Here is a 21911-nt window from a genome sequence, read left to right as displayed (position 1 = left end):
AAAGTCAGAGGGCTTGAAACCCGTCGGTGTTCTCAGTACCAGCGCAGGCGCACCACCAGTTGCAGCAGGATCAGCGCGATCACAAAGCCTATGCCCGCGCTGACGATGGCCTGAAGCAGGCGGTTGGTGAGCTTTTGCTGCTGCAGCAGTTCCTTGAGCAGTTCGTCGTGCTCGCCGGAGTTGCGCGTGAGCCGGCGATGGATCAGGCGCGGCAGCTCGGGAATGAGCTTGGCGTAGCGCGGCGCCTCGGCCTGCAGCTCGCGCCACAGCCGCTGCGGGCCCATCTGGTCCAGCATCCATTTTTCGAGGAAGGGCTTGGCGGTGCTCCACAGGTCCAGATTGGGGTCCAGCTGGCGGCCCAGGCCTTCGATGTTGAGCAGCGTCTTTTGCAGCAGCACCAGCTGCGGCTGGATCTCGACATGGAAGCGGCGCGAGGTCTGGAACAGGCGCATCAGCACCATGCCCAGCGAGATCTCTGCCAACGGACGGTCGAAATACGGCTCGCACACCGCGCGGATGGCGGCTTCCAGCTCGTCCACGCGCGTGCTCGGCGGCACCCAGCCGCTTTCGATGTGCAGCTCGGCAACGCGCTTGTAGTCCCGACGGAAGAACGCCGTGAAGTTCTGCGCCAGGTATTCCTTGTCGTACTCGGTCAGCGTGCCGACGATGCCGAAGTCCAGCGAGATATAGCGCCCGAAGGTCTCGGGCTCCAGGCTGACCATGATGTTGCCCGGGTGCATGTCGGCGTGAAAGAAACCGTCGCGGAACACCTGGGTGAAGAAGATGGTCACGCCGTCGCGTGCGAGCTTGGGGATGTCGACCCCGGCCTCGCGCAGGCGCTCGACTTGGCTGATGGGCACGCCCTTCATGCGCTGCATGACCATCACGTCGTTGCGGCAGAAATCCCAGTACACCTCGGGGATCAGCACCAGGTCCAGGCCTTCCATGTTGCGGCGCAGCTGCGCGGCGTTGGAGGCTTCGCGGATCAGGTCCAGCTCGTCGTGCAGGTAGTTGTCGAATTCGGCCACGACCTGGCGGGGCTTGAGGCGCTTGCCGTCGGCCGACAGGCGCTCGACCCAGCGCGCCATCATGTGCATGAGCGCCAGGTCCTTGTCGATCACGGCCTTCATGCCCGGGCGCAGCACCTTGACGGCCACATCGCGCTGCACGCCGTTGCGGTCGCTGATCACGGCAAAGTGCACCTGCGCGATGGAGGCACTGGCCACCGGCTCGCGCTCGAAGCTCACGAAGATCTGGTCCAGCTTCTTGCGGAAGGCACGCTCTATGGTGTCCACCGCAATCTGCGAATCGAAGGGCGGCACGCGGTCCTGCAACCGGGCCAGCTCCTCGGCCACGTCGGGCGGCATCAGGTCGCTGCGCGTGGACAGCACCTGACCGAACTTCACGAAGATGGGGCCCAGCTCCTCCAGCGCCTCGCGCAGGCGCTGGCCGCGCGGCTTGTCCAGCCGGCGGCCCAGGGTGAGCACCGCGCGTGCGCGGCGCATCCAGGGATGCTCGAAGCTCGACAGCACCAGCTCGTCGAGTCCGTAGCGGAACACCACCCAGAGGATGGTCAGCCCGCGAAGAAACCGGCTCATGGCTTGTCGTTCTCGAAACCGGGCAGGGACACCACGGGGGAACCAACGGGCGCGCTGGCGGGCGCTGCCGAACGTGCGGCTTCAGGGGCGGGGGCATCGGCATCGGGCTTGCCGGCCATGCGGGCGCCCACGAACTGGCGCAGTGCCTGGGCAGCGCTGCGGGCCACCTTGGCCACGGTGTGCGCGGGCGCATCGCCGATGATGCGGGCGAGGTCTTCCTCCACATCCCATTCGACGTGGTCCACCAGCCAGTTGATGTCGGCGGCCAGTTGCACGTCGCCTTCGATGCGGATGGAGGGCTTGTCGCCGCGCAGGGCCACCTGGGCCAGGGCCAGTGCGGAGGTCTCGGTCACTTCGAGCAGCAGATCGGGCTGCGCGTCTTCAGGCGCCACGTTGAACAGGCCGGCCGGCGTGATCTGCAGGGCCATGGAGTAGCCGCGCCACTGCACGCGCGCCACGCGGCCCTTTTGCCGCACCAGGCGCTCGGTGGCCTCCTTTTCCTGCATCAGCACATGGTTGAGGAACAGCACGATGCGCTGATGCACCTCGCTGACCAGCCATTGCGGCGGTTGCGGGCCGGCCATCACGCGTTCCATGAGGCCGTTCAGGAAAGAAAAAGGGGACTGTGTTGCCATAGTCCCCGATTATTCCCGAAGTGAGAGGAATTACTGCAATGCCTGGACTCCGGCGACCAGCCATCCGCTGCTGCCGCTCTTGGGCTTGGTCATGTTCCAGACTTCGCGGAAGGGTGTGGGACCTGCCGAGGCGTCCTCGCGGATCATGCCCGAGAATTCCACGCTGGCCATGTAGTCATTGCCCAGGTCCTCGATGCCCAGCAGCTGGGCGTCGATCATGACCACGTCGGTCTGGTTGGGCTGGCCGGGACGCTGGGCCTCGCGTTCGCTGAGCTGGCCACGGATCTCGGTCAGCATCTCGTCGGTCATCATGGCGCGCAGCGACGCGATGTCGGAGCGGTCCCAGGCCGATTGCAGCGTGACGAAGTTGCGCTTGGCAGCGGTGAGGAAGCCCTCGGTATCGAAGCCTTCAGGCACACCCCAGTTCTGCGAGCCTGCCAGGGCCGAGCCGATCTGCACGCCGGAGCCCGAGCCTGCAGCCAGGGCGGCCGGCTGATGGTTCTGCTCCCAGGGACGGGCCGATGCGTCGTTGCCGACCTTCTCGGGGTTGTACTGGCGTGCCAGCGGTGCGCTGTCCACGTTGCCACCGATGTTGCCGGCACCGGCAGGCGCTGCGTTCTGGAAGGCAAAGGGGCTGGACGATGCCTGCTGCGCGCCAGCCGCTGCACGGCGCGAACGCATGACCATGCCCACCACCACCATGATGACCAGGGCCAGCAGGCCGATCAGCAGGAACTGGCCGAAGGCGGCGCCCAGGCCCAGCGAGCTCGCCAGCCAGGCCAGGCCCAGGCCAGCGGCCAGGCCGCCAAGCATGGCGCCCCAGGGCTTCTTGGCGGGAGCGGCTGCCGGTGCAGTGGCCGGCTTGCCTGCAGCGTTCTGTGTGGCGGCGTTCTGCGGCGGCGTGTTCTGTGTCGGCGCGCGCGCGGCTTCACGCTGCGTCACGTTGCTCGACTGCTTGCCCACCGATCCGCCACCGCCCATGCGCTTGGCGTCGGCCGTGCCGTGGACCACCACCAGCATTGCGACCAAGACCATAGACCATAGCTTTTTCATGTCATCTCCTCGAATAATCGTGTTGCCGTCACCTCACCGAGCACCTCACGCGCTCAGCACTTGATTCCCACATGCAGCGCGGCAATGCCGCCCGTCATGTTGTGATAGTCCACATGGCCGAAGCCGCATTCCTGCATCAGGCGCTTGAGATCTTCCTGGCCGGGGTGCATGCGGATGGACTCGGCCAGATAGCGGTAGCTGGCGTCATCGCCCGCCACGAGCTTGCCCATGGCCGGAAGAATCTTGAAGGAGTACCAGTCGTAGGCTTTCTCCAGGGGCTTGGCCACCTTGGAGAATTCCAGCACCAGCAGCTTGCCGCCGGGGCGCAGGACGCGGTTCATTTCCTTGAGCGCCGCATCCTTGTGCGTCATGTTGCGCAGGCCGAAGGCCACGCTGACCAGATCGAAATGGTTGTCCGGAAACGGCAGGGCCTCGGCATCGCAGACCATGGTGGGCAGGATCACGCCCTTGTTGATCAGCCGGTCCCGGCCCACACGCAGCATGGCTTCGTTGATGTCGGTGTGCACCACCTGGCCGGTGGAGCCGACCTTCTTGGCGAAGGCCAGGGCCAGATCGCCCGTGCCGCCCGCGATGTCCAGCGCCTTGTCGCCTTCCTTGAGGTTGGCCACCATCACCGTATAGGCCTTCCAGGCACGGTGCAGACCACCCGACATCAGGTCGTTCATGACGTCGTAGCGCGAAGCGACCGAGTCGAACACGCCGCGCACGCGGCTGGCCTTCTCGCGCTCGTCCACCGACTGGAATCCGAAATGTGTGGTGCTCATAACAACGATGCTAAGCAAGCAGTAGTAATGCGTACAGCGACAACCCCGTGTGGCCACGGGCTTTGCCGGGCAAGGGTTATCAAGAACAAACAGCCTGAAACGCCTTTAAACAAAGACTTTCAAGCTATTTTTAATATAGCACCACCCCCAATAACCCTGTGCTGTGCAAAGGTCCTGAATGTGGCGCTGCGGGAACGGCGCGGCAGACGCCGCGCCCCGGCCCCTGCGTGCGTACTGCGTCAGTGGCTGCCGCAGCCGTGCCCGCCGCCGCCGGCCTTGCCGGGCATGGGGGTGTCGCGGTCCATGCCGGATTCCTGCAGGCGGTCCAGGTACTGGGTCCAGAACTCGTCCTGGCGGCGGCCCAGTTCGTAGAGGTATTCCCAGGTGTACAGGCCGCTTTCATGCCCGTCGCTGAAGAAGGGCTTGATGGCGTAGTTGCCCACGGGCTCGATGGCCGTGATGGCCACGTCGCGCTTGCCGGTCTGCAGCACTTCCTGGCCCGGGCCATGGCCTTGCACCTCGGCCGAGGGGGAGTACACGCGCAGCAGCTCGAAGGGAATGCGAAAGCTTGCGCCATCGGAATAGGCCACTTCCAGCACGCGCGATGCGCCGTGCACGGTCAGGGCTTCGGGAGTTGGGGTGTCAGGGGTCAGGCCGGCCATGCGGTGCTCCTCATTCAGTGGCGGGGTGCTGCTGCCAGGCATCCAATGCCTGCGACAGCGCCGTTTCTATGGCTGGCAAGCGCGCTGCCACCTCGGCCTCGCGCTCGCCATTGCGCGGGCGCTGGGCAGCAGCCCAGACCGAGCCCGGGAAATGGCTGTCCCATTCGAAGCGCGCAACCACATGCCAGTGCAGGTGCGGCACCATGTTGCCCAGCGCCGCCAGGTTGATCTTGGCCGGCGCAAGGCGCTCACGCAAGACGCGCTCGACCAGGACCACGGCATCCATGCAGTGCTGGCGGTCGGCGGCATCCAGGTCGGAGAACTCGGCCACATGCGCATTCCAGACCACGCGGTAGAAGGCCGGGAAGCCCTCTTCCTGGGCGCGAATCACTCGCAGGCGCCGGCCGCGCCAGACGGGCAGGCCGCCTTCTGTGGCGCACAGGGGGCAGGAAGCGGAAGCAGCCATCAGACCAAAACCCGTTCGATGCCGCCGGCGTTGGCGCGCTGAACATATTCGGCCATCCAGTTCTCGCCCAGGATCTGGCGCGCCATCTCGACCACGATGTAGTCGGCCTCCAGCAGGCCGTTGTTCATGTCGCCGCCGTAGCGCGACAGGCCCTGCAGGCAGCTGGGGCAGCTGGTGAGGATCTTCACGTTGTCCTTCTCGGCCAGGGCGCCGCTGGCGCGCAGCGCGGCCTCGCCCTTTTTGAGTTCCTCTTCCTTGCGGAAGCGGATCTGCGTGGAGATGTCGGGGCGCGTGACGCCCAGCGTGCCCGATTCGCCGCAGCAGCGCTCGCTCTTGATCACGCCGTCGCCGACCAGGGCCTTGACGGTCTTCATGGGGTCCTGCAGCTTCATGGGCGAGTGGCAGGGGTCGTGGTAGAGGTAGCCCTCCTTGCCCTGCAGCGTCACGCCCTTTTCCAGCAGGTACTCGTGGATGTCGATGATGCGGCTGCCCGGGAAAATCTTGCCGAACTCGTAGCCCTGCAATTGGTCGTAGCAGGTGCCGCAGCTGACCACCACGGTCTTGATGTCCAGGTAGTTGAGCGTGGTGGCGACGCGGTGGAAGAGCACGCGGTTGTCCGTGATCATCTTCTCGGCCTTGTCGAACTGGCCGCTGCCGCGCTGGGGATAGCCGCAGCACAGGTAGCCCGGTGGCAGCACGGTCTGCACGCCGGCATGCCAGAGCATGGCCTGGGTGGCCAGGCCCACCTGGCTGAACAGGCGCTCGGAGCCGCAGCCGGGGAAGTAGAACACCGCCTCGGTGTCCGCGTTCGTGGTCTGCGGGCTGCGGATGATGGGCACGTAGTCCTTGTCCTCGATGTCCAGCAGGGCACGCGCCGTCTTGTTGGGCAGGCCGCCCGGCAGCTTCTTGTTGACGAAGTGGATCACCTGCTCCTTGAGCGGCGCACGCCCCACCGAGGCCGGCGGATGCTGGGTCTGCTTCCTGGCCAGGCTGTGGAGCACGTCGGAGGCCAGGCGCTGGGCCTTGAAGCCCACGCCAACCATGGCCGAGCGCATGAACTTGATGGTGTCCGGATTGGTGGCGTTGAGCATGGCCATGGCCAGCTTGTTGCCGGGCCGGAAGCTCTTCTTGTCCATCTTGCGCAGCAGATTGCGCATGTTCATGGTCACGTCGCCGAAGTCGATCTTCACCGGGCAGGGGTTGAAGCACTTGTGGCAGACCGTGCAGTGGTCCGACACGTCCTCGAACTCCTGCCAGTGGCGCAGCGACACGCCGCGGCGCGTCTGCTCCTCGTACAGAAAGGCTTCGACCAGCAGCGAGGTCGCCAGGATCTTGTTGCGCGGGCTGTACAGCAGGTTGGCGCGCGGCACGTGGGTGGCGCACACGGGCTTGCACTTGCCGCAGCGCAGGCAGTCCTTGACCGAGTCGGCAATGGCACCGATGTCGCTTTGCTGCATGATCAGCGACTCGTGCCCCATCAGGCCGAAGCTGGGCGTGTAGGCGTTGGTCAGGTCGGCGAACATCAGCGATTCGCGCGGCGAGCGGCCGTCATGGCTCTGGCCCACCACGGCCTGCAGCTTCTCGTTGCGGATCAGCTTGCCCTTGTTGAAGCGGCCTTCGGGGTCCACGCGCTGCTTGTAGGCGGCAAAGGGCGCCAGTTCGTCGTCGCTGAGGAATTCCAGCTTGGTGATGCCGATGCCGTGCTCGCCCGAGATCACCCCGTCCAGATGGCGGGCCAGCACCATGATGCGCGCCACGGCCTCATGGGCGGTCTGCAGCATCTCGTAGTCGTCGCTGTTGACCGGAATGTTGGTGTGCACGTTGCCGTCGCCGGCGTGCATGTGCAGCGCCACCCAGACACGGCCCTTGAGCACGCGCTGGTGAATGGCATTGACTTCGGCCAGCAGCGGCTGGAAGGCCGCGCCCGCGAAGATCTGGGCCATGGGCGCCTTCAGCTGGGTCTTCCAGCTCGCGCGCAGCGTGTGATCCTGCAGTTGCTGGAAGAGGTTTTCCACGTTGTCCAGCCAGCCCTGCCACAGCGTGCGCACGTCGGCCACCAGGGCCAGGGCCTGCTGCACGCGGTCCTCCAGCAGTTCGGCCGAAGGGATGTCGCCCGCATCGTCCTGCTTGCCCAGGGGCAGGTCGCCGTGCTGGAAGAAGTCCGTCAACGCGTCGCACAGCTTGAGCTTGTTGCGCAGCGACAGTTCGATGTTGATGCGCTCGATGCCGTCCGTGTACTCCCACATGCGGGGCAGCGGGATCACCACGTCTTCGTTGATCTTGAAGGCGTTGGTGTGGCGCGAGATGGCGGCCGTGCGCTTGCGGTCCAGCCAGAATTTCTTGCGCGCCTCGGCGCTGACGGCGGTGAAGCCTTCACCGTTGCGCGAGTTGGCGATGCGCACCACCTCGGCGGCCACGCGGGCCACATCGTCGGCGTTGTCGCCGGCAATGTCGCCCAGCAGCACCATCTTGGGCAGATGGCCGTTGCCCTTCTTGCTCTTGGTGGCGTAGCCCACGGCCTTCAGGTAGCGGTCGTCCAGGTGCTCCAGGCCGGCCAGCAGCACGCCCGAGCGCTTTTGCTCGGCGAACATGAAGTCCTTGATCTCGACGATGCTGGGCACGGCGTCCTTGGCGTTGCCGAAGAACTCCATGCAGACCGTGCGCGTGTGCTCGGGCATGCGGTGCACCACCCAGCGCGCGCTGGTGATCAGGCCGTCGCAGCCTTCCTTCTGGATGCCGGGCAGGCCCGACAGGAACTTGTCGGTCACGTCCTTGCCCAGGCCTTCCTTGCGGAATTTCTGGCCGGGAATGTCCAGCCGCTCGCTGCGGATGGGGGTCTTGCCATCGGCCTCGAAGTACTGCAGTTCGAAGCTGGCCATCTCGGCGTCATGGATCTTGCCGAGGTTGTGGCCCACGCGCGTGACTTCCAGCCACTGCGCATCGGGCGTGACCATGCGCCAGGACACCAGGTTGTCCAGCGCCGTGCCCCAGAGCACGGCCTTCTTGCCGCCCGCATTCATGGCGACGTTGCCGCCGATGCACGAGGCCTCGGCCGATGTGGGGTCCACGGCGAAGACGAAGCCCGCGCGCTCGGCCGCATCGGCCACGCGCTGCGTGACCACGCCGGCCTCGGTGAAGATGGTGGGCACCTCGTGGTCCACGCCGGGGATGCGGCGCATCTCCACCTCCGTCATGGCCTCGAGCTTTTCGGTGTTGATCACCACGCTGCGCCAGGTCAGCGGGATCGCGCCGCCCGTGTAGCCCGTGCCGCCGCCGCGCGGAATGATGGTCAGGCGCAGCTCGATGCAGGCACGCACCAGGGCGGCCATCTCGGCTTCGGTATCGGGGGTGAGCACGACGAAGGGATACTCGACGCGCCAGTCGGTGGCGTCCGTCACATGGGCCACGCGCGACAGGCCGTCGAACTTGATGTTGTCCTTGGCCGTGTGGCGGCCCAGGCTCTTTTGCACCCGGCGGCGCAGTTGCTCGGCCTCGACGAAGGTGGCGTTGAACTCATGCACGGCGCGGCGCGCCGCATCCACCAGCTGGCCCACCAGCGCATCGCGCACGGGGTCCTGCTGCGGAGCACGGCGCTTGTCGATCTCGCCCAGGCGGTGCTCCAGGGCTTCCACCAGCGCCTTGCGGCGATCGGGGCTGTGCAGTAGGTCGTCCTGCAGGTAGGGATTGCGCTGGACGACCCAGATGTCCCCCAGCACCTCGTAGAGCATGCGGGCGGAGCGGCCCGTGCGCCGCTCCTGGCGCAGCTGGTTGAGCACATCCCACATGGAAGTACCCAGCAGGCGGATCACGATCTCGCGATCGGAAAACGAGGTGTAGTTGTAGGGAATCTCTCGCAGACGTGCAGGTTCGGCTGCCTGTGCCTGCAGGGCCGCCAACGCAATCGGTACATTCATGGGGGTAGACCGTGTCTGGCGCTCTAGGGGCGCCGCTAAGCCAAGTGGGAGCGCAATTTTAAGCGAGCCCCTCGAAGGCCCGCTTCCTACGGGGCTCTGGGCGGCTCGCCGTCTTGCCCTGAGACGCCAGCCCTCGCCAACACCACGGGGCAGACACGCCCCGGCGAACCGGCCTTATACAGAAAGAGCACAAACGAGCCAATACGAACAACCCGTGCTTTTGAAACGAAATGGTATTGACCTAAAATAGCGCCGCTTCGCGTGTCATTTTTTGTCACACGACTGACATACGGGACCAGCGGCTCACCGGGTTTGGCCTGTAGTGCGGTAAGAAGCATCCGAAAACAATGACACAGACATGTCATGCCCCTGCCTTACCGTGGCAGCGGTCTGAAACCGTCACCGAACTAGAGGAGTCCTCATGCAACTGAAGCAACTGGCCATGGCGGCCGCGATCGCGGCCACCACCATCTCGGCACAAGCCCAAACCGAAATCCAGTGGTGGCACTCGATGAGCGCGGCCCTGGGCGACTGGGTGAACGACCTGGCCAAGGAGTACAACGCCAGCCAGACCCAGTACAAGATCGTGCCGACCTACAAGGGCCAGTATGACGAGTCCATGACAGCTGCCATCGCCGCGTTCCGCGCCGGCAATGCACCTGACATCCTGCAGGTCTTCGAAGTGGGCACGGCCACCATGATGGCCTCCAAGGGTGCCGTGGTTCCGGTCACCAAGGTCATGAACGACGGCGGCTTCAAGTTCGACCAGGGCGAGTACATCTCCGCCGTGGCCGGCTACTACACCGCCCCCAACGGCCAGATGATGAGCTACCCGCTCAACAGCTCGACCACCATCTTCTACTACAACAAGGACGCCTTCAAGAAGGCGGGCCTGGACGAGAACAAGCCGCCCAAGACCTGGCCCGAAGTGTTCGCCGCCGCTGAAAAGCTCAAGGCCTCGGGCCACCGCTGCGCACTGACCACGAGCTGGATGAGCTGGACCCAGCTGGAGAGCTTCTCGCTGTGGCACAACACCCTGTACGCGACCAAGAACAACGGCTTTGACGGCACCGATGCCAAGCTGGTGTTCAACTCGCCGCTGCACGTCAAGCACTTCGAGAACCTGGCCAAGGCCGCCAAGGACGGCAGCTTCGTCTACAAGGGCCGCGGCAACGTGCCCGACGCCGCCTTCGCTTCCGGCGAGTGCGCGATGATCACGGGCTCCTCCGGCCTGTACGCCCGCGTGGTCAAGGAAGGCAAGTTCGCCTTCGGCCAGTCGCAGCTGCCCTACTACGCCGATGTGAAGGGCGCCCCCCAGAACACGGCCATCGGCGGTGCTTCCCTGTGGGTGATGGCTGGCAAGAGCGCCGAACGCTACAAGGGCGTGGCTGACTTCTTCAACTTCCTGAACAACACCAAGATCCAGGCCGCCAGCCACCAGCGCACCGGCTACCTGCCCGTGACCACCGCTGCGTACAAGCTGACCGAGGCTTCGGGCTTCTACGAAAAGCATCCCGGCACCGACACCGCCGTGACGCAGATGATCCGCAAGACCACCGACAAGTCGCGCGGCATCCGCCTGGGCAACTTCGTTCAGATCCGCACCATCATCGATGAGGAAACCGAACAGATCTGGACCGGCAAGAAGACTCCCCAGCAGGCACTGGACACCGCTGTCACCCGTGGCAACGAGCAACTGGGCCGCTTCGCCCGGGCCAACAAGTAATCCTCCCATGTGATCTGCGGCGTGGCCGCTGCGCAGGCAGCCCGCACCGTGCATCACAGGCCCGCAACCGGCGGCCCCACGGCCATCCGGTTTGCGGGCTGTTTTGTTCTACCGAGTTCCGTCATGGAAAAACGCGTTCTTTTTCGATCCGCCTGGCTGCCGTGGCTGCTGATAGCACCACAGATGGTCATCGTGCTGGTCTTCTTTTTCTGGCCCGCAGGCCAGGCCATCGTGCAGTCTTTCCAGGCGCAGGATACGTTTGGCTTTTCCACCGAATGGGTGGGCTTCGCCAACTTCCAGCATCTGCTGGATGACCCTGCCTACCTGGCCTCGTTCAAGACCACGGCCATCTTTTCCCTGCTGGTGGCGGTGTTCGGCATCGCGCTGTCGCTGATGCTGGCCATTTTTGCGGACCGCGTGATCAAGGGTGCGCTCGCCTACAAGACCGCCTTGCTGCTGCCCTATGCGGTGGCGCCCGCCGTGGCAGGCGTGCTGTGGGTGTTCATGTTCTCGCCGTCCATCGGCGTCGTGGCCTATGCGCTGCGCATGATCGGCTATGACTGGAACCACCTGCTGAACTCCGGCAACGCCATGACGCTCATCGTCATCGCCGCGATCTGGAAGCAGATCTCCTACAACTTCCTGTTCTTCCTTGCGGGCCTGCAGTCCATCCCCAAGTCGCTGATCGAGGCCGCCGCCATCGACGGCGCGGGCCCCATGCGCCGCTTCTGGGACATCCAGTTCCCGCTGCTGTCGCCCACCACGTTCTTCCTGCTGGTGATGAACGTGGTCTATGCCTTCTTCGACACCTTCGGCATCGTGGACGCCACGACCCAGGGCGGTCCGGGCCAGGACACCTCCATCCTGGTCTACAAGGTCTATCACGATGGCTTCAAGGCCATGGACATGAGCGGCTCGGCCGCCCAATCCGTCGTGCTGATGGTGATCGTGGTTGCACTCACCGTGATCCAGTTCCGCTATGTTGAGAAGAAAGTGCAGTACTGATCATGGTTGAACGCAGTCCTCTTCTGACCTTTTTCTCGCACCTGATCATGGTGCTGGGCGTGTTGATTGTCGGCTTTCCGCTGTACCTGGCCTTCGTGGCCTCCACGCACACGCCGCAGGACATCATCCAGGTGCCCATGCCCCTGGTGCCCGGCAGCAACTTCTGGGAAACCTACAAGGCCGCGCTGTTCGGCGGCTCGGGCCCTGGCTCCAGCGCGCCCGTGGCACGCATGATGTGGATCAGCTTCGTCTCGGCCATGGTGATCACCGTGGGCAAGATCGCGATCTCGCTGCTGTCGGCCTTCGCACTGGTGTACTTCCGCTTCCCGTTCAAGAAGATCTGCTTCTGGCTGATCTTCGTGACCCTGATGCTGCCCGTGGAAGTGCGCATCGGCCCCACCTACGAAGTCGTCTCCACGCTGGGCATGCTCAACAGCTACGCCGGCCTGACGATTCCGCTGATCGCCTCGGCCACGGCCACCTTCCTGTTCCGCCAGTTCTTCCTGACGGTGCCGGACGAGCTGGTGGAGGCCGCCCGCATCGATGGCGCCGGCCCCATGCGCTTCTTCAAGGATGTGCTGGTGCCGCTGTCCAAGACCTCGATCGCGGCGCTGTTCGTGATCCAGTTCATCTACGGCTGGAACCAGTACCTGTGGCCGCTGCTCGTGACCACCTCGGAAGACATGTACCCCGTGGTCATCGGCATCAAGCGCATGGTGGCCAGCGGCGATACCGGCAACGACTGGAACGTGGTGATGGCGACGGCCCTGCTGGCCATGCTGCCGCCCGCTGCCGTGGTGATCCTGATGCAGCGCTGGTTCGTCAAGGGCCTGGTGGACACCGAAAAGTAAGCCGTCCACCGCCCCCACCCACCGTATAGAACCCCGCAGAGCAAGCGCCAGCGCCCTTCGCTCTGCGACTCAACCAGAATCTTCGTATGGCATCCATTTCCTTTCGCAACCTGATCAAGCGCTACGGCCACGGCCCGTCGGCCAACCAGGTACTGCACGGCGTCAACGCCGAAATCCAGGACGGCGAGTTCGTCGTCATCGTCGGCCCTTCGGGCTGCGGCAAGTCCACCCTGCTGCGCATGGTGGCGGGCCTGGAAGAGATCTCCGACGGCCAGCTGCTGATCGGCGACAAGGTCGTCAACGACGTGGAACCGGCCAAGCGCGACATCGCCATGGTGTTCCAGAACTATGCGCTGTACCCGCATATGTCGAACTACGAGAACATGGCCTACGGCCTGAAGATCGCCAAGGTGCCGCCCGAGGAGATCAAGCGCCGCGTGGACAAGGCCGCCAAGATCCTGGAGCTGTCGCACCTGCTGGACCGCAAGCCGCGCCAGCTGTCGGGCGGCCAGCGCCAGCGCGTGGCCATGGGCCGTGCCATCGTGCGCCAGCCCAAGGTCTTCCTGTTCGACGAGCCGCTGTCCAACCTGGACGCCAAGCTGCGCGGCCAGACCCGCATCGAGATCCAGAAGCTGCACGCCGAGCTGGGCATCACCAGCCTGTTCGTGACCCACGACCAGGTCGAGGCCATGACCCTGGCCCAGCGCATGATCGTCATGAACGGCGGCGTGATGGAGCAGTTCGGCACGCCCGAAGAGGTCTACCACACGCCCGCCTCCACCTTCGTGGCCAGCTTCATCGGCTCGCCCCCGATGAACCTGCTCAAGAACGCGCCCGGCGGCACGACCGGCCGCATCCTGGGCATCCGCCCCGAGCACCTGGTCGTCGTCAACGAAGGCGGCTGGGAAATCAAGGTGGACACCGTGGAAATGCTGGGCGCCGAGCGCCTGGTCTATGGTTCGCTCAATGGCGAGACGATGACGGTACGCATCGACGAAGGCGCGCCCTTCCCCAAGTCCGGCGAGACCATGCGCGTGCGTCCTTCCGAAGAGCGTCGCCTGCACTGGTTCGACGCAGAAAGCGGCAAGCGGATCTGATCCCCTGAAGGCCGGCTCTCCGACCTTTTCCAAGAGAGCCCCAGAGGCTCTCTTTTTCCATCCAAGCTCCCTTCTTTTGACGGACTCGCCATGACCGAGAACCTGAAATCCTGGCCCTACCCCCTGTGGGTGGCCCACCGTGGCGCCGGCAAGCTGGCGCCCGAAAACACCATGGCCGCTTTCCGCCTGGGCGCCGCGCACGGCTATCGCATGTTCGAGTGCGATGCCAAGCTGTCTGCCGACGGCGTGCTGTTCCTGATGCACGACGCCACGCTGGAGCGCACCACCAACGGCCACGGCACGGGTGGCGACCTGTCCATGGGCGAGATCGCCCAGCTCGACGCCGGCAGCTGGCACTCGCGCGCATATGCGGGCGAGGCCCTGCCCACGCTGGAAGCCCTGGCGCGCTGGTGCCTGGCCAACCACTTTTTCCTGAACGTGGAGATCAAGCCCACGCCGGGCCAGGAAGAGGCCACGGGCCGCGCCACGGGCGAGCTGATGAACCGCATCTGGCCCCAGGACCGGGTCCCGCCGCTGTTCACCTCGTTCAAGACCGATGCCCTCAAGGGCGCACGCGACACGGCGCCCCACATTCCGCGCGGCCTGCTGGTGGACAGGCTGGCAGACGCCACGGGCGACGCCGACCTACGCACCGCGCTGGAATTGGGCTGCGCAGCCATGGTGCTCAACCACGCGCTGTGGGATGCAGCCCTGGTCGCCAAGGTGCATGGCGCGGGCCTGCGCTGCAGCAGCTACACGGTCAACGACGAATGGGCCGCACAGCGCCTGATCGACCTGGGCACGGACGGCGTCATCACCGACCGTGTCGATATGTTCAGTCCCGCATCGCGCTGAGACGGCTGCCGGCTGGCGGGGCCGGACCTTTGGAAACAACCGCTGCAGCGGCCCGCCGCACAATGTGCGTCCATGACACCGCCCTGCAGCCCTCTTCCGCAGCGCCCCACGTGGGCACAGGCCCTTCGCCCATGCCTGGCCATCTGGCTGATGGCTCTGGCGATGCTGCTCCTGTCTGCACCCGGCCCGGCCCAGGCCCAGGACGGCGCCACAGCCGCGGGCGCGACCGCAGAAGACGGCCGGCCCGCCCTTCCCAGCGTAGACGATCTGCGCAAGCAGCTGGACGCCATTCCCCGCAAGCTGGCCGAGGACGATGACGGCCGCAAGCTGCTGGACGAGGCTGCAGCCATTGGCACGGCAGCCGACCAGGTGGCGGCCCGCCGCACCGAGGAACTGGCCGATATCGATTCGCGCCTGGCCGGCCTGGGACCGGCGCCCGAAAAAGGCGCCCCCGCCGATGCGCCCGATGTGGCCGAGCAGCGCGCCAGCCTGGCCAAGCAACGCAGTGCCGTGGATTCCGAACTCAAACTCGCGCGGCTGGTGTCGGTCGATGCCGACCAGCGCGGCAACGAGCTGATACGCCAGCGCCGCGAACAATTCCAGGCCGCGCTGACGGCCCGCACCGATTCACCGCTGGGCCGCCCCTTCTGGCGCAATCTGAGCACCGCCGCGCCCCTGGACGCCGCGCGCCTGCAGGGGCTGGGGCGCGAGCTGCGCCAATCGGTGAGCTCCACCTTGGCCTCCGATCGCCGGGGCGGCTTTATCGCCAGCCTGGCCGCTGCCTTGCTGATCGCCCTGCTCGGCCCCTGGCTGGCCGAGCGCCTGCTGGTGCGCGCCGCGCCCGCACGCCTGCCCAGCGGCCGCCTGCGCCGCTCGCTGCGCGCGGCAGCCACGGTGGTGATCAACACGCTGCTGATCGGCCTGGCGGCGCAGCTGGCCTGGAGCGTGCTCAAGGCCGGCGATGGCTTCAGCGAATCGCTGGACGCGCTGGCCAAGGCCAGCGTGCAGGTCACGCTGTTCGGCGCCTTCGTGGTGTCGCTGGGCCAGACCCTGCTGTCGCGCAAGCGCAGCTCATGGCGCCTGCCCGGCGTGTCGGACGAGCTGGCCGAGCGGCTCAGCCCCTATCCCTGGTGGATTGCGGCAGGTGCCGCGATCAACGGCCTGGTGACCGAGGTCAACGCCATCATCGGCGCCAGCCTGGCCGCCGAGGTCACGGTGCACGCCCTGTCGGCCCTGCTGATTTCGGCCGTGGTCATGCTGGCCCTGCGGCATCTGCGCGCGCCGGCGCCAGTGGCGCAGGAAGACGGCGCCCAGGCGGAGCCCGCGCCGCCCCGGCCCTTGTGGGTGGGACTGCTCGTGGCCTGCGCGGCGGTGGCCAGCATCGCCACCATTGCGCTGGCCGTGACCGGCTATGTGGCGCTGGCCGGCACGCTGGCACGCCAGATGGTGTGGACCGGCGTGGTCTTTGCCACCACCTACCTGCTGTTCCAGCTGGGCGACGATCTGTGCGAGGCCCTTCTGTCGTCCAAGGGCAGCTTCGGCACCCGGCTGAACCAGGGCCTGGGCATCGAGGGCCGGCTGCTGGACCAGGCCTCGGTCCTGGTCTCGGGACTGTTGCGCGTGGCCCTGCTGTTCTACATGGTGATCGCCCTGCTGGCCCCGCTGGGCACGGGGCCCGACGAGGTGTTCCGCCGTGGCAGCACGGTCAATCACAGCCTCAAGGTGGGCGACTTCACCATGGCGCCGCAGGCCCTGTTCACCGCATTCGCCGTGATCGTCACGGGCCTGATCGTGATCCGCGTGATCAAGCGCTGGCTGACGGACCGCTACTTCCCCAACACCTCGCTGGAGCCTGGCATGCGCAGCTCCATCACCACGCTGCTGGGCTATGTGGGCGGCATCTTCGTGGTGGCCGTGGCGCTGGCGGGGCTGGGCATCAGCGTGGAGCGCATCGCCTGGGTGGCCAGCGCGCTGTCGGTGGGCATTGGTTTCGGCCTGCAGGCCATCGTGCAGAACTTCATCTCGGGCCTGATCCTGCTGGCCGAGCGGCCCGTCAAGGTGGGCGACTGGGTGGTGCTGGGCGATACCGAGGGCGACGTGCGCCGCGTCAACGTGCGCGCGACCGAGATCCAGCTGGGCGACCGCTCCACCGTCATCGTGCCCAACTCGGAATTCATCACCAAGACCGTGCGCAACATGACGCTGGCCGGCGCGCCCGGGCGGGTGCTGCTGCGCCTTCCCGCACCGCTGGACACCGATGCCGAGCGCATGCGCACCCTGATCCTGGAAGCCTTTCGCGCGCATGAAGGCATCCTGGACACGCCCGAGCCTTTGGTGCAGCTAGAAGGCATTGCCAACGGCACGCTGACCTTCCTGGCCATCGGCTACGTGGGCAATCCGCGCAATGCGGGTGGCGTGCGCAGCGATGTGCTGTTCAGCATCCTGGCCTCGCTCAAGGGCGCAGGCCTGTACCTGTCGCCACCGGCCACCACCTCGGTGGCGGCACCCGTGGTGACAGGTCCGCCGGGCACGCCGGGCACGCCGACCATGCCCGGTGATCCGGCCAGCCCGGCCTAGCCGCGCCTTGCCATTTCCGATCGCACATGCGCTGCGACCACGGCCATCAGCTCACGCAGATGGCCGCGCAGAGGCTCGAATCCCGCATTGGGCTCGCGCGTGTCCTCGTCCATGTAGACCGGGCGGCGGATCTCGATCTGCAGGCTGTGCCGGCCCAGGTGCGGCTGGCCTATGCGCCCGATCAGCTCCACGCCCTTGTAGGGCTCGTTGTAGGCCACGCTATAGCCAAAGCCCGCCAACGTCTCGCCCACCAACTGGATGAACTCGGGCGCGCAGGTCGTGCCGTCGCGGTCGCCCAGCACGAAGTCGGCCAGCGGCGGCGCGTCGGTACGGCCCAGGCGCTTGTAGACATCGTTGGGCATGGAGTGCAGGTTCAGGTGCCAGACGCCGCCAAAGCGCTGCACGCTGCCATCGATGGCCTGCGCCAGCGCCGCATGGTAGGGGCGCCAGTAGCGCGCGATGCGGTGCTCCACCTCGGCCACCGTGCGCGGACGGTCATACAGCGGCGTTGCCACGCCGTCGCGGCTGATGCGCTGCCAGATCAGGCCCAGGCCCTGGCGCGTCTTGACGCTGGGCGCCAGGGGCACGGGCCACTGGCCGTCGATCTGGGCCGGGTCCAGGTCGGCCTCGCTGCGGTTGGGGTCGATGTAGGTGCGCGGAAAGGTGGCCTCGATCAGCGTCGCGCCATGCGCGGGCCACCGGTCCCAGAGCGCGGCCACATGCGTGTCCTCGCCACGGCGCAGCAGGGACATGGGCACGGCATGGCCGAAATCCTCGGGATAGGAGGTGCCGCTGTGCGGCGAGTCGCAGACGATGGGCAGCGCCTCGCCCATTGCGGGATGCACCACGACCGGGGTGTCCGGCCGGGGGCGCAGGAAATCCGACTGTGCCATGCGGTCCATCAGTCGAGCTTGATGTTGGCGCGCTTGGCCACGGCCGTGTAGCGCTCGATGGCGGCCTTGATCTGCTTGGCGAATTCCTCGGGCGTGTTGCCCATGGATTCGCCCGAGATGGATTTTTGCTTTTCCAGGTAGTCAGGCATGGCCATGGCCTTGTGCGCGGCGGCATTGAGCTTGTCGATGATGGGGCGCGGCGTGCCGGCCGGCGCAACCAGGCCGAACCAGCCGCCATCGCCCATCTGCGCAAAGCCCAGCTCGGTGTACGTGGGCACGTCGGGCAGCACATCGGTGCGCTTGAAGGCCAGCACCGCCAGAGGTCGCAGCTTGCCGTCCTTGATGTGGGGCAGCGTGGAGGGCAGGTTGTCCGTCATGGCATTGACCTGGCCGCCCAGCGCATCGGTGATGGCCTGGCCCGCGCCCTTGTAGGGGATGTGCAGCAGGTCGATGCCCGCCAGGTTCATGAAGTTCTCGATATTGGCGTGGCCCAGCGAACCCGTGCCCGGCGAGGCAAAGCTGTACTTGCCCGGATTGGCCTTGGCCAGGGCGATGAACTCCTTCATGGTCTTGGCGGGCACGCTGGCGTTGACCACGAATACGCTGGGCACCGACATCACATTGGTGATGGGCGCGAAGTCCTTGATCGGGTCATAGGGCAGCTTGCGGAAGATCGCCGGGTTGGAGCCGTGCGTGCTCACCGTGGCCATGCCGATGGTGTAGCCGTCCGGCGCGGCACGCGCGATTTCGGAAGCGCCGATGGAGCCGCCGGCCCCGCCGCGGTTGTCCACCACCACGGACTTGCCGAGGATCACGCTCATCTTCTCGGCCAGCAGGCGCGCCACCATGTCGGTGGAGCCACCGGCTCCGAACGGCACGACCAGGCGGATCGGACGGCTGGGATAGTCGGCCGCCGGGCCCTGGGCCCAAGCGGCGGGAGCCAGAAGAGCGGTGGCGGCGCAGGCGGCCAGGCTGGACAACAGGGTGCGGCGCATTGCCATGGGATGTTTCCTATCTTGGTTGGGGGTGGCGGCAAAGCACGGGCTCTGCGGGACAGGCGCTGATTCTGGACAGCCGCCGCATCCGCGAAAAGAGACAAGACGGCAAGCAACCATGACCAACCGTCATAATTGCGCCCGTCATGCGCATGCACTCCCCCTCGCTTTCCGAGCTGCACGCCTTCGCGGCGGCGGCGCGCCTGGGCAGCTATTCGCTGGCGGCCCGGGAGCTGTATGTCACCCAGGGCGGCATCAGCCGCGCCATCGCCCGGCTGGAAGAGCACTTGGGCTTTGCGCTGTTCGAGCGCCAGGGCCGGCGCAGCGTGCTGACCGAAGCCGGCCGCGAATATCTGCAGGCCGTGGAGCCCGCCGTACACGCCATCGAATCGGCATCCGCGGCCGCACGCAGGCGCCACTTCGGCCCGCAACTGCGGCTGTCGGTGGTGCCCACGCTGTTCAGCCATTGGCTGATTCCGCGCCTGCCGCACTTCAACGCCCTGCATCCGGGCATCGCCCTGTCGTTCGCGCCCTATCGGCGCGACGATCCGCTGTCGGCCGCCGAGATAGACGGCTGGCTGCGCGTGGGCAGCGAGCCCTGGCCCGCCCATGTGGTGGCCGACTATGTGGTGGGCCGCGATCTGGTGCCCATCTGCCATCCGAGAGAACTGCAGGGCCCGCGGCCCATCCGCAGCCCCCGGGACGTGCTAGCACGCCCGCTGCTGTTCCACACCAACTATCCGGGCAACTGGGCCCGCTGGATGTCCCATCTGAACCTGCCCGGACCCTGCCCCGCACCGGCAGCCGATTTCGAGCTGGTGGCCCTGCTGGTACAGGCCGTGGCCGCCGGCATGGGCGTGGCCCTGGTGCAGCGCTGCCTGGTCGAGGAAGACCTGGCCGCCGGCCGCGTGGCCCTTGCCTTGCCTGCGCCCGTCCACATCGAACGCGGCTACTTTCTGTGCCGTCCCGCCACGCGGGCACCTTCCGAAGCCTTTGCGCAGTTCCGCGAATGGCTGCTGGAGCAGGCCGCGCCGGGCGCCGTGCCTCCAGCCGCAGTCTCAGTCCCTTGATCGCCAGGAGAAACGCCCTCTTCCGTTGATCTGCATCAATCTTTGCTGTCAGCCATCAGCGCCAGCCGCGTGAAAACACCCACTGGCAAAGCGCCATCACCACGACCAGCGCAGCATAGGTGGCCATCTTTGCATCGCGCCCGAACCACCACAGCCCCGCCAGCAGCACCAGTGCACCAACAATGAAATTGATAGCAACCTGTGACCACCAGGCCATGGATTGCTGCGATTTTCCATAGATCAAAAGCGCGCACAACATCAGGGCCGGCGACAGGAAAAGTGCAGGCGCCAGGAAGTTCAGCCAATGATTCGTACTCGCAATCCATCCCATCTGCGGGCTCCGATTCCAGGGTGTTGTGATCAGGGATGCCTGAAACTGCGCGAAATTTTATAATCCCGGGTTATGGCAGTCTGGGCACTCGGCATCAACCACCACACGGCTCCGCTCGATATGCGGGGACGTTTCGCGTTCGCGCTCGACCAGATCGTGCCCACGCTGCAGGGCCTGCGCGAATCGCTGACCGGCCCCGGCCGCCAGCACAGCGCCGTCGAGACCGCCATTCTCTCCACCTGCAACCGTACCGAGATCTACTGCGCGGCCGAAATGCCGGCCATGGACCACACGCTGCACTGGCTGGCCAACAGCGGCGGCATCTCGTCCGAACTGCTGCGCTCGCACTCCTATCTGCTGGAAGACGGCCATGTGGCGCGCCATGCCTTCCGCGTGGCCAGCGGGCTCGATTCCATGGTGCTGGGCGAGGCCCAGATCCTGGGCCAGATGAAGAATGCCGTGCGCGCCGCAGAGAACGCAGGCGCCCTGGGCAGCACGCTGAACCAGCTGTTCCAGCGCAGCTTCGCGGTGGCCAAGGAAGTGCGCAGCTCCACCGAAATCGGTGCCCACAGCATCAGCATGGCCGCTGCCGCCGTGCGGCTGGCCGGCCAGCTGTTCGAAGACCTCTCCCAGATCCGCGTGCTGTTCGTGGGCGCGGGCGAGATGATCGAGCTGGTCTCCACCCATTTCGCGGCCCGCCACCCCAAGCAGATCATGATCGCCAACCGCACGCTGGAGCGCGGCGAAAAGCTGGCCGCCCAGTTTGGCGCCGGCACCATGCGGCTGGCCGACTTGCCCGAGCATCTGCATGAATACGATGCCGTGATCAGTTGCACGGCCTCCAGCCTGCCCATCATCGGCCTGGGCGCCGTGGAAAGCGCGCTCAAGAAGCGCAAGCACCGCCCCATGTTCATGGTCGATCTGGCCGTGCCGCGCGATATCGAATCCGAGGTCAAGGACCTGCGCGACGTCTACCTCTACACCGTGGACGATCTGGCCACGGTGGTGCGCACGGGCCAGGCCCAGCGCCAGGCGGCGGTCGAGCAGGCCGAAGTCATCATCGACCACGGCGTGCAAAGCTTCATGCACTGGCTGGACCAGCGCCGCCCGCAGGCCGGCGTGGTGCCGCTGATCCGGCAGCTCAACACCCAGACCGACGAATGGCGTGCGCTGGAGATTGCACGGGCCAAGAAGCTGCTGGCCAAGGGCGAGGACATAGACACCGTGCTGGAGGCCCTGTCGCGCGGCCTCACGCAGAAAATGCTGCACGGCACCCTGGCCGAGCTGCACAAGGGTGACGCCGACCAGCGCACCCAGACCATGGACACGGTCTCGCGCCTGTTCCTGCGCTCCGCGCCAGGCGGTCCGCGCGGCACGACTCCCGACAAGGCGCTCTAG

General features: G+C 66.1%; 18 protein-coding genes. 8 read left to right on the top strand and 10 right to left on the bottom strand.

The genetic code is table 11. From position 1 onward, the window contains the following. Nucleotides 1-32 precede the first annotated feature (32 nt). From ubiB to ACF8LI_RS24950, 7 genes are all read right to left on the bottom strand, one after another. Nucleotides 33-1598 (bottom strand): ubiquinone biosynthesis regulatory protein kinase UbiB, encoded by a 1566-nt coding sequence (ubiB, locus tag ACF8LI_RS24980; protein ID WP_016445674.1) that lies wholly within the window; start codon nt 1596-1598, stop codon nt 33-35. Then, nucleotides 1595-2233, bottom strand: coding sequence for an SCP2 domain-containing protein (locus ACF8LI_RS24975; RefSeq protein WP_026062830.1), 639 nt, complete (start codon nt 2231-2233; stop codon nt 1595-1597). The genes ubiB and ACF8LI_RS24975 overlap by 4 nt, the downstream gene beginning before the upstream one ends. 30 nt (nt 2234-2263) lie before the next feature. Beyond that, nucleotides 2264-3286, bottom strand: coding sequence for a Tim44 domain-containing protein (locus ACF8LI_RS24970; RefSeq protein ID WP_016445672.1), 1023 nt, complete (start codon nt 3284-3286; stop codon nt 2264-2266). A 53-nt stretch (nt 3287-3339) separates the two neighbouring features. Further along, nucleotides 3340-4071: a bifunctional demethylmenaquinone methyltransferase/2-methoxy-6-polyprenyl-1,4-benzoquinol methylase UbiE gene (gene ubiE / locus ACF8LI_RS24965; RefSeq protein ID WP_012207259.1), complete on the bottom strand. Its 732-nt coding sequence runs from the start codon at nt 4069-4071 to the stop codon at nt 3340-3342. 239 nt (nt 4072-4310) lie between these two features. After that, the gene (locus ACF8LI_RS24960) at nt 4311-4733 is read right to left on the bottom strand and encodes a gamma-butyrobetaine hydroxylase-like domain-containing protein (protein WP_016445670.1); all 423 of its coding nucleotides are present in this window, start codon (nt 4731-4733) and stop codon (nt 4311-4313) included. A gap of 10 nt (nt 4734-4743) precedes the next feature. Next, entirely contained in the window at nt 4744-5199 is a 456-nt protein-coding gene (locus ACF8LI_RS24955; RefSeq protein WP_392413487.1) for an HIT family protein, read from the bottom strand. Continuing rightward, entirely contained in the window at nt 5199-9113 is a 3915-nt protein-coding gene (locus ACF8LI_RS24950) for a DUF3683 domain-containing protein (RefSeq protein ID WP_016445668.1), read from the bottom strand. The genes ACF8LI_RS24955 and ACF8LI_RS24950 overlap by 1 nt, the downstream gene beginning before the upstream one ends. Nucleotides 9114-9534: 421 nt before the next feature. On the opposite strand from ACF8LI_RS24950, the gene ugpB reads away from it, so the two are divergent. The 6 genes from ugpB to ACF8LI_RS24920 all read left to right on the top strand — a co-directional run bounded on the left by ugpB (nt 9535) and on the right by ACF8LI_RS24920 (nt 17224). Then, entirely contained in the window at nt 9535-10839 is a 1305-nt protein-coding gene (gene ugpB, locus ACF8LI_RS24945; RefSeq protein ID WP_012207263.1) for a sn-glycerol-3-phosphate ABC transporter substrate-binding protein UgpB, read from the top strand. A gap of 123 nt (nt 10840-10962) precedes the next feature. Further along, on the top strand, nt 10963-11844 hold the full coding sequence (gene ugpA / locus ACF8LI_RS24940) for a sn-glycerol-3-phosphate ABC transporter permease UgpA (protein WP_016445667.1): 882 nt from the start codon (nt 10963-10965) through the stop codon (nt 11842-11844). Nucleotides 11845-11846: 2 nt separating this feature from the next. Beyond that, nucleotides 11847-12695, top strand: a complete 849-nt coding sequence (gene ugpE / locus ACF8LI_RS24935; protein ID WP_016445666.1) for a sn-glycerol-3-phosphate ABC transporter permease UgpE — start codon at nt 11847-11849, stop codon at nt 12693-12695. An 86-nt stretch (nt 12696-12781) separates the two neighbouring features. Then, complete coding sequence (gene ugpC / locus ACF8LI_RS24930) at nt 12782-13792, top strand: sn-glycerol-3-phosphate ABC transporter ATP-binding protein UgpC (RefSeq protein WP_034364052.1); 1011 nt, start codon at nt 12782-12784, stop codon at nt 13790-13792. Nucleotides 13793-13882: 90 nt separating this feature from the next. Further along, on the top strand, nt 13883-14647 hold the full coding sequence (ugpQ, locus tag ACF8LI_RS24925; RefSeq protein ID WP_016445664.1) for a glycerophosphodiester phosphodiesterase: 765 nt from the start codon (nt 13883-13885) through the stop codon (nt 14645-14647). A gap of 150 nt (nt 14648-14797) precedes the next feature. Continuing rightward, a complete protein-coding gene (locus ACF8LI_RS24920; RefSeq protein ID WP_392413490.1) occupies nt 14798-17224 on the top strand; it encodes a DUF3772 domain-containing protein in 2427 nt (808 codons plus the stop codon). Here ACF8LI_RS24920 and ACF8LI_RS24915 read toward each other — a convergent pair. Beyond that, a complete protein-coding gene (locus ACF8LI_RS24915) occupies nt 17221-18126 on the bottom strand; it encodes an N-formylglutamate amidohydrolase (protein WP_133072238.1) in 906 nt (301 codons plus the stop codon). The two genes, ACF8LI_RS24920 and ACF8LI_RS24915, sit on opposite strands and share 4 nt — an antisense overlap. Next, a complete protein-coding gene (locus ACF8LI_RS24910; protein WP_392413492.1) occupies nt 18126-19118 on the bottom strand; it encodes a tripartite tricarboxylate transporter substrate binding protein BugE in 993 nt (330 codons plus the stop codon). Before ACF8LI_RS24910 ends, ACF8LI_RS24915 begins: the two co-directional genes overlap by 1 nt. A 140-nt stretch (nt 19119-19258) precedes the next feature. On the opposite strand from ACF8LI_RS24910, the gene ACF8LI_RS24905 reads away from it, so the two are divergent. Further along, nucleotides 19259-20182: a LysR substrate-binding domain-containing protein gene (locus tag ACF8LI_RS24905; RefSeq protein ID WP_133072239.1), complete on the top strand. Its 924-nt coding sequence runs from the start codon at nt 19259-19261 to the stop codon at nt 20180-20182. A 55-nt stretch (nt 20183-20237) separates the two neighbouring features. Here ACF8LI_RS24905 and ACF8LI_RS24900 read toward each other — a convergent pair whose 3' ends face one another. After that, nucleotides 20238-20513 (bottom strand): hypothetical protein, encoded by a 276-nt coding sequence (locus ACF8LI_RS24900; protein WP_016445659.1) that lies wholly within the window; start codon nt 20511-20513, stop codon nt 20238-20240. Between the two features lie 72 nt (nt 20514-20585). Here ACF8LI_RS24900 and hemA point away from each other — a divergent pair, with 72 nt between their 5' ends. Continuing rightward, complete coding sequence (hemA, locus tag ACF8LI_RS24895; RefSeq protein ID WP_017405531.1) at nt 20586-21911, top strand: glutamyl-tRNA reductase; 1326 nt, start codon at nt 20586-20588, stop codon at nt 21909-21911.

Source organism: Delftia sp. WSY_12 (assembly GCF_043104645.1).
GTDB lineage: Bacteria > Pseudomonadota > Gammaproteobacteria > Burkholderiales > Burkholderiaceae_C > Comamonas > Comamonas tsuruhatensis.
The sequence above is the reverse complement of the archived record's forward strand: the minus strand, read 5'-3'. Positions and strand labels throughout refer to the sequence as shown.